Below are 14,047 nucleotides of genomic sequence, written 5' to 3'. Positions count from 1 at the left end.
TTGCAGGCACTTTCAGTTTCTATAAATCTCAATCTTTGTATGAATGAGTTTCTTGTTTGTTCTGTTTTCTTTTGTGCTCTTATTTGTGAATTTTATTCACTCAATAAACCTATGGATTTTTCAATCCATAGTGGTTTAGTTGTATTTTCGCCCATGCTGTATAAATTGCTAGTTTACGCAGCGAAGATACAGGATTGGTCAGCTACGGCTGACCATCCTGTTGATCAAATTGTTTTCTCGGTTACTAATGATTATCAATAATTAAATGCTAATCTAATACATGTATTATCTGCCTATTTTCTTTTTCTGCATAGCGGGGTCCATAAACTTTTTCTCTATGTGGATGCCTTGCAACATAAGACTTTACCCAAGAACAATCCCTAGGTTTTAGTTGGACAATCTCTGGATTGCCATTCCAGTTGGAATATTGAAATTGATGGGGCACGTCTTGTTCTGCCAAACGAGATGAGCTGCAGGATTGCAGCGATAATCCAATTACAACCAATCCAACGAAGGTAGAATATGCTAATGGTCGCTTCAACATATACCAAATAAATTAGTGTAACATCCTATTAATTACCAAAATCTGTTGATAAGGGTTACAATAATTAAGCCAAAGGACCTTTACTTTCAAAATGCAAATACTCTTTGCAAATGCTTTTGTGGCAATATTTTACAATAAAATAACAAATTTGACATGAGTTAAAAAGTGCTTGGAAAGTTATAAATATTGTTAATAGTTTACTTCCCAATACAAAACTTGGAGAAGATATTGCCCAGCACCTCATCGTTGGTAATTTCTCCGGTTATTGTACCAAGGGAGTAAAGCACCTCCCGAATATCCTGCGATAGCAGGTCGTTTGGAAGATTAGAGTCGAGTCCTTTTAGCGATCGTTCAATGCCATTACTTACCTGCCGAAGGGCCTCAAAATGACGGGCATTGCTTACTAGTACGTCGCCAAAGTGTTTGGTGCTATCGGTTACCATGCTGGTGAGAGCGGAGTGAAGCTCTTCGAGATGGTCACCCATTTTTGCCGAAATGGGAATGATGGGGAATTGCTGTGCTATTTGACTCTGAATATTATTTTTGAATTGCTCAACCACAGATGGTTCTACGCGGTCAATTTTGTTAAGCAGGGCAAAGATGCTCTTCCCCTGAAGCGCAGGATTGTTAACCACCGTTTTTAGAAATTCCAGCTGTTCCTCTACTTCGGAGGTAACGTCGAGAAGAGCCAGTATAATGGAGGCATTCTCCATCTTGCGCATGGTTCGTTCTATGCCCATAACCTCAATGGTATCGTCGCTCTCGCGGATGCCAGCTGTATCGATAAGCCGAAAGCTGATACCGTTGATTACGATTAGGTCCTCAATGGCATCACGGGTGGTACCGGCAATCTCCGAAACAATGGCGCGCTCTTCACGGAGCAGCTTGTTGAGCAAGGTGGATTTACCTGCATTAGGTTTACCAGCTATGGCCACTGGAATGCCTTTTTTTATGGCATTTCCAAGGGCAAACGACTCGGTGAGATGTTGGGCGTAGGCCGATATTTCCAACAACAAATTTTGCAGCTGTTTTCGGTCGGCAAACTGCACATCCTCCTCGCCAAAGTCTAGCTCCAACTCTAGCAGCGACACTAGGTTGAGCAACTTTTCACGCAGCTTGTGGATTTCGTTGGAGAGGTCGCCCTTTAATTGCTGTAACGCTAAACGATGGTTTGCTTCGGAATCGGACGCAATAAGGTCGGCCACAGCTTCTGCCTGTGAAAGGTCCATCTTCCCATTGATAAAAGCTCGTAGTGTAAATTCTCCCGGCTGAGCCATTCGGGCTCCTGCTTCCACCAATCGTTGGAGCAGCTGCTGCTGAATGTAAGGTGAACCATGGCAGCTGATTTCGGCTGAGTCCTCACCAGTGTAGGAGTGGGGTACCCTGAAAATAGAAACCAACACCTCATCAATGAGCTTGCCACTTTTATCCGAAATTTTGCCAAAGTGTATGGTATATCCTTTCTGCCTGGAGAGTTCCTTTCCACTACTTGAGGGGGTAAATATGGAGTCAACCATTTCAATAGTCCCTGTACCGCTTAAGCGAATTACCGCAATAGCTCCAGTACCTGCCGGGGTTGCAATGGCTGTGATTACCGAATTATCCATTATCATTTTTTTACAAAAATAGGTAAGTTTACTGGTTAGGGCAAGGATAGATACTTTTGGAAATTTACAATTTCTATGTTTCCTAGGATCGTAAAATAAACGATGGAAGGAACATGGTAATTCGCAAAGCCTTGCTTTACTGCATATGATTGAATTTACTAGCACCTCAGACTATCTGCACTGTGCTATTAACTTCCGAATATCTTTCCTTTTTAAAAACATAATCACTCTTTCTTTGTTATTTTTTCGGAAATATGCAGAACTCTTCATATTTTCACTGCATCTTTAAAAAATCACCATCAAACTAAGTTATGAGCGTACTGGTTAACAAAAAATCCAAAGTTCTTGTGCATGGCTTTACAGGCTCGGAAGGAACCTTCCATGCACAGCAAATGATTGACTATGGCACCAACGTGGTTGGTGGGGTTACCCCGGGAAAAGGTGGACAAACTCACCTGAATCTGCCAGTCTTTAATACTGCCAAGGAGGCAGTTGCTGCAACCGGAGCCGATGTGTCGGTTATTTTTGTACCACCAGCCTATGCTGCCGATTCCATTATGGAGGCCGCCGATGCAGGAGTAAAGTTGATTGTTGCAATTACAGAAGGTATTCCAACTTCGGACATGGTTAAGGTAAAGGAATTTTTAGCCGATAAGCCAGACGTTAGGCTAGTTGGGCCAAACTGTCCAGGAGTAATTACCCCCGGAGAAATTAAGGTTGGCATTATGCCCGGATTTATCCACAAAAAGGGCACCGTGGGAATTGTTTCCCGCTCTGGCACGCTAACCTATGAGGCTGTTGATCAAATAACCAAGGAAGGATTGGGCCAGAGCACCTGCATTGGTATTGGTGGCGACCCCATTATTGGCACCACCACGCTTGATGCGGTGAAGCTGCTCATGGCCGATTCTGGAACTGAAGGCATTGTGATGATTGGTGAGATTGGCGGTACAATGGAAACTGATGCGGCCAGATGGATAAAAGAGCATGGAACAAAACCCGTTGTTGGCTTTATTGCTGGGCAAACGGCACCCAAAGGCCGTCGCATGGGACACGCTGGTGCCATAATTGGTGGGGCAGAGGATACTGCTGCAGCAAAGATGAAAATTATGCGCGAATGTGGCATTAACGTGGTGGAATCACCCGCTGATTTGGGAAAAACAATGGCAGCGCTTTTGAAATAGTAAATGAATATAGTATGTTTTACCCCGGATTTTTCCGGGGTTTTTTTATGCCAACTCCAATTATCAATTTTTGAATGCAATTTCTAATTTTGTAAAAAAAACGTTGATAACGATTCATGAGATAGAGGTTGCATTGGCTAGCCCCGGAAAGATTCCGATTATTGCTGCTGCCGAAGCCATGGAGAACAATCCTACATTGGTTCCTTTGGTGTTTGAATTGGCAAAAGGTACTCGGCAACCCATTTCTTGGCGGGCGGCGTGGATATTCAGCTATTTGGCCGACTGTGAGTCCCCCTTGTTATCCCCAATGGCTGATGATATTATTGCAGCAGCAATCGCCATTGACCACCATAGCCAACGCGGTTGCTTTTTAAAGGTACTTAGCCGTTGGAACTACAGCGTGGAGGAAGCTGGGGAGCTGCTCGATTTTTGCATTGAACTTCTGCAGAAGCCTACCAACCGTCCTTCGCACAAGTTTTATTGCCTCGACATCTTGGAAAAGTTTGCCAACCAATTACCAGAGCTAAGGCCAGAACTGATAATGGTTGTAACCGAGGCATTACCCAATTTTGAAACCGATGTGCTGCGCCGAAAGGGTAAATTATGGTTAAGAAAGATGGATAACCCACGTTCTTCAAAGCGACTGCGCCTAAGTGATATGCAGTAACTATTACTCTTTTAAGGCTTCAAACATAACTTCCACAGGATGCTTTGCTTTCCTGCCTGTTCCATCCTTTATTTGGTGGCGGCAGCTGGTTCCAGGTGCCACAATTACTGTTTCAGTATTAGCTTTTCGGACAGCAGGGAAAAGTACCAACTCACCTACCTTCATGGAGAGTTCAAAGTGCTCCTTTTCATATCCAAACGAACCGGCCATACCGCAGCATCCCGAAGGAATCTCCTTGATTTTGAAATTTTTTGGTATGGTTAGCATACGCTTGGTTGGTTCTGTGCTGGCAACCGATTTTTGCTGACAATGTCCATGGAGCAATATCTCCATGTGCTCATCGGTGAAAGATTCAGGCCCAATATTACCCTTTTCTACCTCTCGAGCAATAAACTCTTCGAACAGCAGCGCATTGGTGGAAATTGTTGTAACCTTTTCTCGCAGTTCTTTCCTTACAAGCGATGGGTATTCGTCACGAAAGGAGAGTATAGCCGAAGGTTCAAGCCCTATCAACGGGGTTTCGGTGGTAACCTTGCCATAAAGAAGTTCCACATTTTGTTCGGCAATTCGTCGCGCCGTACGTAGCAATCCCTTTGAAATGTACGTTCGGCCGCTTTCTCCATGACGTGGAATTTCAACTTCATAACCAAGTGCTTGAAGCAACTTTACTGCTTTAATGCCAATTTCCACATCGTTGTAGTTGGAGAACTCATCGTTGAATAGCAGCACCTTGCCTTTAGGATAGCTAGCAGCCTTTTCTTGATGACGCTTAAACCATCGGGAGAGGGTGGTTTTGTATAGGGTGGGTAGGTTTCTGTCGGGATGAAAACCCAGCGACCTCATTAGCAGCTTAGAGACATAGCGGTTGGTGAGGAAAAAGTTGGTAACTCCGGGCATAGCGGAACCTATGGCGTTGATTTTGGTAATGTAAGCCACCAATCTGGAGCGCAAAGGGATTCCATGCTTGTCGTAGTAATGTTGTAAAAATTCAGCCTTAAGCTTAGCCATGTCTACGTTTGATGGACATTCCGATTTACACCCTTTACAACTGAGACAGAGGTCCAGTACGTCGTATATTTCTTTGTGGTCGAAGGGATTCTCCTTCGTGCTGTTAGTGAGCAGTTCGCGAAGAATATTGGCTCTTGCACGGGTGGTGGTCCACTCGTTACGGGAGGCCATGTAGCTGGGACACATGGTGCCACCTGCTTTTTCGGTTTTACGACAATCGCCTGAACCATTGCAGCGCTCAGCCGCACGAACTATTCCACCGTCGGCACTGAAATCAAAAATGGTTTTGATATCTCGAGTTGGTTTACCCGGTTCATAGCGCAGGTGGCTGTTCATTGCCGGGGTCTGAACAATTTTATTTGGATTGAAAACACCCTTAACATCAAAGGAATCCTTAATCTCCTGCATCCAGCCATAGCACGTTTCTCCCACCATAATGGAGATGAATTCCCCACGAAGTCGGCCATCGCCATGCTCACCGCTTAAGGAGCCTTTATACTTTTTCACTAAGTGTGCAACTTCCGATGCTACCGTTCTAAAGAGTTTCACATCTTCTGGGTCCTTGAGGTTAAGGATTGGACGGAGGTGCAGCTCGCCTGTTCCAATATGGGCATGGTAAACGCAGTCAAGATTATGGCTTTCCATTATCTTGGCAAACTCATCCATATAGTCCGGCAGAAGAGCAGGAGCAACGGCCGTGTCCTCAACCACCGATACTGGTTTGGCGTCGCCGGGCATATTAGAGAGCACGCCAAGCCCCGCCTTGCGAAGGTTCCATACCCGCTTAACATCACCTCCCCAAATTACCGGAAAGTGATATCCATAGCCGTTTTGTCGCATCTCCAATTCCATGGCGGCAGCCAGCTGTTCAATTTCTGCTCTGTTTTCTCTGGCAAACTCTACAATGAGAATTGCACCGGGTTCACCCTCAATAAAGAACCGGTTTTTTCGCTGCTCAATATTGTCACGCGTAAGATCAAGTATGGTTTTATCCATCATCTCTACAGCGCCGGGATTATACTTCAGCGCAATGAGATTGGCGCGGAAGGCATCCTCTTTGGTTTTCAGATGGACGCAAACTACTGCCTTCTCTTTGGGCGGTAATGGAATTAAGTTGAGCGTAACTTCAGTAATAATTCCCAGCGTACCTTCCGAACCAGCAATGAGCTTGCTCAGGTTAAGTGGGGCAGCTCCAGCTAAGAATGGTGAGGTGCTGGCAACAACGTCAAGTGCATAGCCAGTATTTCTGCGTTTTACTGCTTTATCTGGAAACTGCAGCTCTATTTCGTCCCTATTTGTAGGTGGTGATAGGATATCACGAATATTGCGGTAAATATTGCCCTCAAGCGTGTTGAAATTGCACTTATCTTCAAATTCAGCATTGGAAAGTGGACCAAATGTAGCCTCTGAGCCGTCGGCCAAAAGCAAATTTAGTGAAACGAGGTGGTCGCGCGTGCTTCCGTATATCAGTGAGTGAGAACCACAGGAGTTGTTCCCCACCATTCCTCCAATCATACAGCGGTTTGAGGTGGAGGTTTCCGGACCAAAAAAGAGACCGTATTGCTCTAAATACTGGTTAAGTTCATCGAGAATAACTCCCGGTTGAACTCGAACACAATGCTCCTCTACATTAAGCTCCAAAATTTCCCCAAAGTGGCGGGAAATATCTACAACTAATCCGTTTCCAACAACCTGTCCGGCCAACGATGTTCCTGCTGCTCTGGGTATTAACGGTATATTGTTGGCCGAGGCAAATGCCACCAATACCTTTAGGTCATCAATACTGTTGGGAATAGCAACTCCAATAGGAAGCTCGCGATAGGCAGAAGCATCGGTGGCGTAGAGTATGCGTTTTGATAAATCAGTATGTAGTTCGCCATGGAGATGTTTTGCCAATGACGAAAGTTTGGTGCTTTTATGGTCAACTTTCATTACTCTTTATTTGGCCCTAAAGTTAGAAAATATGGACTAATTATTGATTCAGCTGCTGATCTTGATAAGTGGTTTTCTCAAAAATGGCTAACTTCGTAGCACATTTAATAGCTGCCGTTATCCCTTAAATTGGAATTTACCATGCCTTATTTTAGAATTTGGATACATATTGTTCTAGTTACAGAAGATCGAAAGCCTTTGATAGCAGGACGAGCAGGAGAGGCATTACTTCAACAATTCCGATTGCTTGCCATGGAAAAGGGAATTTTGGTTGATTGCGTTGGCGGCGGGGCAGAACATCTTCATCTCTTGGTTGCAATGGGTTCAGGGCAAAGTATCTCACAGGTTGTGGAAACACTTTCTATAGTTTCTGAAACCTACGTAAGTTTGAATAAACTCTCGCCAACCCCATTTATTTGGAATGGCGACTACTTGGCATTTTCTGTAAGCCATTCGCTGGTGGATAAGGTTAGGGTATATATTAAAGGTCAGTCCACTTTGCACCAACGTCGATCCTTCGATGAGGAATATCTTGAATTTTGCCAAAAGCATGGCTTTGTCTCTACCAAGTAAACCTTAATTATTCCATTCCATATTTTCCATATATGGAAAAGGAGCGGCACTGCACCGCTCCTAAACCCAAAATGTGATTGTTGAGTTAACTATTTCTTTGTGTAGAAGTTGGTGCTTTCAAAAATTTTATCGGCACTTTTGGCGATAAAACCATTGTATAGCTTACCGTCGGGAAGCGGGAAACGCTCGGCAAACTCGTAGTAGCAGGCAGGAATTCTGTATTTCCCTTCCACAAATTCCACCTCAACAATATCGGCCATAATACTGCTTTGTTTGAGCAACTCCTCCTTTGTTCCTTTAATCTCACCACCAGCGGTATTCATCATAAAACCATTCTGCATGAGTATTTCGTCGAGTACTTCAATACTGCTGATGTTTTTCAATGCATTAACGCTTACGGTGAAATGGTTTGTTCTAAAACCATACACATATACCCACGCTGCATACTCGCTTTCGTCCCTAAGTTTCTGGTAAGTTTCATAGGAAGGAGTTCCCCAAAGATTACCAGAAAAGATGAGATATTCAGGATCGAGTCTATTTTTTTGAATAGCATTAACCGATTGATTGATTGTTTCCTGCATAAATGGACTAAAGTCTTCCTTTATGAGCTGGCTTATGAAAACCTTGGGCATTGAGGGGTTGTCCTTATGCTCGTAATGTTTGGCAAATAGGTGTTTTTGTTCAAAAGTGTACTGCCCCTTTTCAACATAGCCGTTCAGGGTGAAAGGGGTTGCCATCACGTCGATGCCAATTCTCTCCATGTTAAAGGTCCTGAAAGCAATGTGGTCGTTTTCAACCGTCTCTCCTTGCTGTGTAAGCAGCTGCATTATCTTTTTTGCCGAAGGATTCTGGTCTGAATACTCTTTCCAAAGTCGGTCATAAATTTGGTCAAGCTTCATGATACAAGTAATAAGTTAGGGTTCGTTTTTTTCACTAACAGCATCTACAAACGTTTGTTCACACAAAAAATTCAAATCATAAATGCAAAGAAATGAAGCATGTAGCAATTCTGGCACAATTTTCAGAAAATGTGTTATAAAAAAGGTTTATTTGCTGGTATACCCCACATTTTTCAGTAATTTTACGACGGAAAGGTGCGAAATTTATCTTTCTGTATTTCAATGACTTGTATATCCAGTAGGGTGCTAAAAGGAAATGATTCGACCAAAAATCGACTTTGCAGTCCACCATGCAAAGAGACTTCTGGCACTTCTCAACACCTTGCAATGACTGCAATTTCTCTTTTCAAAATATTAACCAAATCATAATTTCAAGAAATGGTAATTCTCGTATTAAACTGCGGAAGTTCATCCATTAAGTATCAGCTAATTGATATGCTGAGTGATGAATCGAATAATTTGTTAGCAAAAGGTCTTGTTGAACGCATTGGATTGAACGATGGCGTGTTAACTCATAAACCTGTTGACAAGGATAAGTTTGAGTTAACCAAGAGTATACCTGACCATACGGTTGGCATCAATCTTATTTTGGAGGCGCTAGTGGATAAGACACATGGCGTAATTTCAAACCTTGAGGATATTGTTGCTGTTGGTCATCGTGTAGCGCATGGGGGTGAGTTCTTCACCGAGAGCGTGCTTGTAAGCCCAAAAGTTAAGGACGAGATTGAAAAGTGTATTGAGCTGGCACCGCTTCACAATCCTGCAAATTTAAAGGGAATTCTTAGCATGGAACACCTTCTTCCCGGTGTTCCTCAAGTGGCGGTTTTCGACACTAGCTTTCACCAGAGCATGCCTGCACACAGCTACCTGTATGCCATTCCTTATAAGTTTTATGAGAAGTACCGTATACGTCGCTATGGTTTCCATGGAACTAGCCACAAATACGTTGCTCTTAAGGCTTGCCGTATTCTTGGAATGGACTTTAACAATTCAAAAATTATCACCTGCCACCTGGGTAATGGGGCTTCGGTAACGGCTATTGAAAATGGCAAATCATTGGATACCTCCATGGGCTTTACCCCAGTCGATGGACTTATCATGGGAACCAGAAGTGGAAGCGTTGATCCAGGAGTGTTACTCTACTTGGCCGATAAGGAAAACCTAAACCTTAAGGGTGTTAACGATTTGATTAATAAGCAGAGCGGTATGCAGGGCATATCCGGTATCTCATCGGATATGCGCGACATAGAGTGCGCTGCTGCAAACGGAAATGAACGCGCAATACTCTCCCTCGACATGTATTACTACCGAGTAGCCAAGTTTGTTGGTGCCTACGCTGGGGTTATGGGTGGTTGCGACCTGATTGTCTATACGGGTGGAATTGGCGAAAATGACCCAATTCTGCGGGAAAAGGTTTCATCCAAATTTGCATATATGGGCGTTGAATTCGACTCAGAGGCAAATAAGGGTGTAAGGGGTAAAGATAAACTCCTCACTAAACCTAATTCTAGAGTAAAGGTTATGGCCATTACTACCAACGAAGAGTTGGTTATTGCCACCGATACTCGAAGCATTGTAAGTAAATTGAGTTAAACCAACTTTAAAATCAATTATATGGCAATTACAAAACTTGAACAGATTTTTGATGTTGTTCGTAGCAAGGGTAAAAAACGGTTAGTTGCAGCATTCGCCAACGATTCTCATACCATTGGCGCTGTGAGCATGGCAATAGACATGGGCATTATTGACGGCATTCTTGTTGGAGATGAGGCAACCATTAAGAAGGTATGCGATGAGGAAAAAATAGATATTAAGAAGTTCCGCATTGTACAGGAGGCCGATGAGATGAAGGCAGCCAGCAAAGCAGTTGAACTTATCAATAAAGGTGAAGGTGACATTCTCATGAAGGGGCTAGTTAGCTCCGATAAGTATATGAAGGCCATCCTCAATAAAGAGACCGGATTAATGCCGCCTAAAGCGGTTCTTAGCCATGTAACGGTGATTGAGGTGCCCACCTACCATAAGCTGCTTACGGTTGGTGATGTTGCCGTTATTCCTGCTCCCGATTTTGGACAGAAGATAGCAATTACCAACTACGTAATTAGGGTGGCTCAAACCCTTCAAATTGAAAAACCTAAGGTTGCAATTCTGGCCGCTACTGAGCAAATGCTAGCCGGAATGCCAGCCTGTGCAGAGGCTGCCATGATTGCTAAAATGGCGGACCGTGGACAGATTAAGGGTGCCGTTGTTGATGGCCCCTTGGCTTTGGATGTAGCAATTGATAAGGAAGCTGCCGATATTAAAAAGGTTGGTGGATTAGTTGCCGGCGATGCCGATTGCATTGTATTCCCCAATATTGAATCGGGCAATGTATTCTTTAAAACTTGCACTAAGCTGGCAAAGGGCGAGCTGGGTGCCATGGTTATGGGGGCTAAGGTTCCATGCGTTCTTACATCACGTGGCGATAGCGTTAAGTCTAAAATGTATTCCATTGCACTAGCGGCTCTTTCTGCAAAATAGCATTTACCAACCCTGAAAAAAAACTATATGGAAGATTTCAGAGTATTGGCAATAAATCCAGGTTCAACCTCGACAAAGATTGCGGTTTACCAAGGAACAAAATCCATTTTTCTAAAGAATATTAAGCATTCTTCGGAGGAATTAGCTCCATTTTGCAAGATAACCGACCAATTTGAGTTCCGGAAGGATATAATTCTCAGAGAGCTTGAATCGGCCGATATTCACCTTGAAACAATTGCTGCGGTTGTTGGCCGCGGTGGGTTAATCAGACCTATTGAATCGGGCGTTTATCAGGTTAGCGAAAAAATGATGGAAGACCTTCGCGTTGGAGTTATGGGTGAGCACGCAAGCAACCTTGGCGGATTAATTGCCGATAACATTGCTAAATCGTTGCCCAACGCCCAAGCCTACATCGCCGATCCGGTGGTGGTGGATGAGCTGCAGGAGGTGGCACGAATCTCAGGACACCCTCAATTTGAAAGGGTATCCATATTTCATGCGTTGAACCAGAAAATAATCGCCAAAACCTACGCTAAATCGCTCGACAGAAAGTATGAGGATGTGAACATCATTGTTGCGCATTTAGGTGGAGGAATCTCCGTTGGGGCGCACTCAAAGGGACGGGTTATTGACGTGAACAATGCATTGGATGGCGAGGGTCCTTTTTCACCAGAGCGTTCTGGCACTTTACCATCGTACGCATTGGCAAAACTCTGCTTCAGCGGTAAGTATACCTTGGAGGATGTTCGAAAGATGATAACGGGTCAAGGTGGTTTAATTGCATTTCTTGGCACCAACGATGCCTACGAGGTGGAAGTTAGGGCTAAGGCTGGTGATGAAAAGGCTAAGCTTATACAAGATGCCATGGCCTACCAAATTGGCAAAACAATAGGATCCATGGCGGCGGTGCTAAAAGGAATGGTCGATGGCATTATTCTCACTGGAGGAATTGCTCACAACCCCTTTTTAGTAGATTACGTGAGGGAGATGGTCCGCTTTATTGCACCAGTTTTGGTTTATCCTGGAGAAGATGAAATGCAAGCCTTAGCGTTGAATGGGCTGCTAGTCCTACGTGGTGAAATTATTCCAAAAGAATACAACTAGGGAAATCCTCCTTATATGCTAAAATTAAAAAATGGCTGCTCTACATAGGGCTGCCATTTTTTATTGTTACCATTGAGATGTTAAGGCGTTGTTATGGCAACTGGAATTATTTTACCATTGAAGAGCCCACTGCTGTTGAGTGCAAAGTCTGCAATCCATTGGGCCATACTTAGCGCACTAACTGGCGATTTATAGCCAGGAAAGGCTTCGTTTAGCATAGGCGTATTCACCGAACCTAGCGCAAGGCAGTTAACTGAGATGTTGAACTCCTTTAACTCCTCTGCAAGACATTCTGTCAGCACTGCAAGGGCCCCCTTGGTGGAGCTGTAAATGCTTAAACCCGGAAATTTTTGGCTTCCCTGAAATCCCCCCATGCTGCTAATATTGAGGATATGAGGTGTGTTACTTTTCCTAAGATATGGTAGCAGTAGCCTGCTCAGCTGAGCAGGTGCCAAGAAGTTTACCCTGAGCATTCGCTCCGTTTCAGTAAGGGAAATACTTTCGAAAGGCTTATTGATGAGGAGCCCAGCATTGTTAATAATTATGTCAATATGGGGTATTAGCTGCGCTATTTTTGGCAATAGCTCCGCCTCATACTTCTCAACCATTTCAAGGTCAAATGCAATAGGGTAGAGGTGTGCCTTCATATTCTTCCGAATGCACCCGTTTTTTAACTCCTTCAGACCAGCCTCATTTCTTGAAATGGCAACTATGCTGTGGTCACCCAGCTCTGCAAATCGTAAGGCGAGTTCAAAGCCTAGCCCTCTACTTGCTCCGGTAATTAAAATATTCATCTTCTGATGGATTATTGTCTGCAAGCAAAAATATGCATTTATATCAAACCGTTATAGCATTATAAATGCAATGTTTTGCAAATGGTATCAGTAGAAATGGATATTTGTTGCATTTGACTGTTTTCGCTTTGGTATACATTTTCAGCATTTGGGAATTTGTTTTTAACTTGTGGTGCATTAAAAGTAGATGTTCATTTGCTGAAGAAAAAATAGAGTAGATTTGCCCTAAATTATTTTCATTTTGTTAGTTAAGACATATATATAAGGGTGGGTAGGTGCTTAAAAATATGGAAAATGAGACATTATATTGCTCTTTTAGGAACATTTGTTTTGCTGTTTTTGTCAGAATTAGCTAGCGGCCAATACTATGAGCCAGAAGCGGCAAAGAAGCCAAATCCTTGGTTTTTTGGTGGTAGTTTTGGCTTTTCTGCGGGATCTGTTACAGCGATAGACTTAGCGCCAATAGTTGGCTATCGGGTAACTCCACGTTTCTCGGTAGGAGGTGGTATTAACTACCAGTATTACAAAGCTAATAATGAAAATTATGGACTTCCTATCTTTGAAACCCAAATTTATGGAGTAAATACCTTTGTATCATATGCTGTCATTCAAAATCTTGACAACATTGGCATTATGGGATTGGGAGGCATTACCCTTCATGCGGAATACGATGGCTTGAGCCTCGAACGACGCTATTTCGACTACCCCTTTTTTCCCGAAAATGGTCGAATGTGGATTTCAAACTATTTGGCTGGTTTTGGTCTTGTACAGCCTCTAGGAGAGCGGTCGTCGGTTAGTATTCTATTTCTTTGGAGTATAAATCCACCTGCCGTTTCACCTTACTCAAATCCTGTGGTGAAGATTGGCTTCAACTTTTAAGCAACTTCCTTCTTTTGTCAAAAATATTAGGGATGATGATCGGATTCGCTTTTCATATTGTTGAATGATAGTTGTTTAATTAAACCAACTATCATTTTGCAGATAGAATTATTAATTGTTCCTTTGCACAAAATTTTTTTACAGGTATCAAAAATATAAGCTGATGAATATTGCAAAAGACAGGGTAGTTGCTCTTACCTACGAGTTGACAGTTGACGGTGAGATTATCCAGACCGTTGATAATACCAATCCTATGACCTTCATTTTTGGTCATGGTTACCTACTTCCAAAATTTGAAGAGAGCATTAGCAACATGTTAGCTGGTGACAACTTTAG

12 protein-coding genes are annotated in these 14,047 nt (G+C 43.2%); 8 read left to right on the top strand and 4 right to left on the bottom strand.

The genetic code is table 11. The features are described from left to right. The coding region (locus VMW01_13195; protein HUW07207.1) for a hypothetical protein at positions 1-261 on the top strand (261 nt) is incomplete at its 5' end. Positions 262-741: 480 nt separating this feature from the next. On the opposite strand, the gene mnmE is transcribed toward VMW01_13195, so the two are convergent. Beyond that, positions 742-2,151, bottom strand: coding sequence for a tRNA uridine-5-carboxymethylaminomethyl(34) synthesis GTPase MnmE (gene mnmE, locus VMW01_13190; GenBank protein ID HUW07206.1), 1,410 nt, complete (start codon positions 2,149-2,151; stop codon positions 742-744). A gap of 311 nt (positions 2,152-2,462) precedes the next feature. On the opposite strand from mnmE, the gene sucD reads away from it, so the two are divergent. After that, positions 2,463-3,335 (top strand): succinate--CoA ligase subunit alpha, encoded by an 873-nt coding sequence (gene sucD, locus VMW01_13185; protein HUW07205.1) that lies wholly within the window; start codon positions 2,463-2,465, stop codon positions 3,333-3,335. 103 nt (positions 3,336-3,438) lie between these two features. Then, a complete protein-coding gene (locus tag VMW01_13180) occupies positions 3,439-4,002 on the top strand; it encodes a hypothetical protein (GenBank protein ID HUW07204.1) in 564 nt (187 codons plus the stop codon). A gap of 3 nt (positions 4,003-4,005) precedes the next feature. On the opposite strand, the gene VMW01_13175 is transcribed toward VMW01_13180, so the two are convergent. Continuing rightward, the gene (locus VMW01_13175; GenBank protein ID HUW07203.1) at positions 4,006-6,942 is read right to left on the bottom strand and encodes an FAD-linked oxidase C-terminal domain-containing protein; all 2,937 of its coding nucleotides are present in this window, start codon (positions 6,940-6,942) and stop codon (positions 4,006-4,008) included. A 141-nt stretch (positions 6,943-7,083) separates the two neighbouring features. Between VMW01_13175 and VMW01_13170 the strand changes: the two genes are divergently transcribed. Continuing rightward, entirely contained in the window at positions 7,084-7,515 is a 432-nt protein-coding gene (locus VMW01_13170) for a transposase (protein HUW07202.1), read from the top strand. 89 nt (positions 7,516-7,604) lie between these two features. Here VMW01_13170 and VMW01_13165 read toward each other — a convergent pair whose 3' ends face one another. Further along, a complete protein-coding gene (locus tag VMW01_13165; GenBank protein HUW07201.1) occupies positions 7,605-8,414 on the bottom strand; it encodes a DUF1338 domain-containing protein in 810 nt (269 codons plus the stop codon). Between the two features lie 378 nt (positions 8,415-8,792). Between VMW01_13165 and VMW01_13160 the strand changes: the two genes are divergently transcribed. From VMW01_13160 to buk, 3 genes are read left to right on the top strand one after another with little or no spacing between them, the layout of a single operon-like run. Continuing rightward, positions 8,793-10,007, top strand: coding sequence for an acetate kinase (locus VMW01_13160; GenBank protein HUW07200.1), 1,215 nt, complete (start codon positions 8,793-8,795; stop codon positions 10,005-10,007). 21 nt (positions 10,008-10,028) lie between these two features. Then, positions 10,029-10,934, top strand: a complete 906-nt coding sequence (locus VMW01_13155) for a phosphate acyltransferase (protein ID HUW07199.1) — start codon at positions 10,029-10,031, stop codon at positions 10,932-10,934. Positions 10,935-10,961: 27 nt separating this feature from the next. Further along, positions 10,962-12,038 (top strand): butyrate kinase, encoded by a 1,077-nt coding sequence (gene buk / locus VMW01_13150; GenBank protein ID HUW07198.1) that lies wholly within the window; start codon positions 10,962-10,964, stop codon positions 12,036-12,038. 80 nt (positions 12,039-12,118) lie between these two features. Here the strand turns inward: buk and VMW01_13145 are convergent, their stop codons facing one another. Next, complete coding sequence (locus VMW01_13145) at positions 12,119-12,832, bottom strand: SDR family oxidoreductase (protein HUW07197.1); 714 nt, start codon at positions 12,830-12,832, stop codon at positions 12,119-12,121. Positions 12,833-13,126: 294 nt separating this feature from the next. Between VMW01_13145 and VMW01_13140 the strand changes: the two genes are divergently transcribed. Further along, complete coding sequence (locus VMW01_13140; protein HUW07196.1) at positions 13,127-13,711, top strand: hypothetical protein; 585 nt, start codon at positions 13,127-13,129, stop codon at positions 13,709-13,711. Positions 13,712-14,047 lie beyond the last annotated feature (336 nt).

Source organism: Williamwhitmania sp., from assembly GCA_035529935.1.
Lineage (GTDB): Bacteria > Bacteroidota > Bacteroidia > Bacteroidales > Williamwhitmaniaceae > Williamwhitmania.
The sequence above is the reverse complement of the archived record's forward strand: the minus strand, read 5'-3'. Positions and strand labels throughout refer to the sequence as shown.

Coding starts and splice junctions, on each gene's coding strand:
- mnmE (HUW07206.1), bottom strand. CDS start 2,151: ATGGATAATTCGGTAATCACAGCCATTGCAACCCCGGCAGGTACTGGA.
- sucD (HUW07205.1), top strand. CDS start 2,463: ATGAGCGTACTGGTTAACAAAAAATCCAAAGTTCTTGTGCATGGCTTT.
- VMW01_13175 (HUW07203.1), bottom strand. CDS start 6,942: ATGAAAGTTGACCATAAAAGCACCAAACTTTCGTCATTGGCAAAACAT.
- VMW01_13170 (HUW07202.1), top strand. CDS start 7,084: ATGCCTTATTTTAGAATTTGGATACATATTGTTCTAGTTACAGAAGAT.
- VMW01_13165 (HUW07201.1), bottom strand. CDS start 8,414: ATGAAGCTTGACCAAATTTATGACCGACTTTGGAAAGAGTATTCAGAC.
- VMW01_13160 (HUW07200.1), top strand. CDS start 8,793: ATGGTAATTCTCGTATTAAACTGCGGAAGTTCATCCATTAAGTATCAG.
- VMW01_13155 (HUW07199.1), top strand. CDS start 10,029: ATGGCAATTACAAAACTTGAACAGATTTTTGATGTTGTTCGTAGCAAG.
- buk (HUW07198.1), top strand. CDS start 10,962: ATGGAAGATTTCAGAGTATTGGCAATAAATCCAGGTTCAACCTCGACA.
- VMW01_13145 (HUW07197.1), bottom strand. CDS start 12,832: ATGAATATTTTAATTACCGGAGCAAGTAGAGGGCTAGGCTTTGAACTC.
- VMW01_13140 (HUW07196.1), top strand. CDS start 13,127: ATGAGACATTATATTGCTCTTTTAGGAACATTTGTTTTGCTGTTTTTG.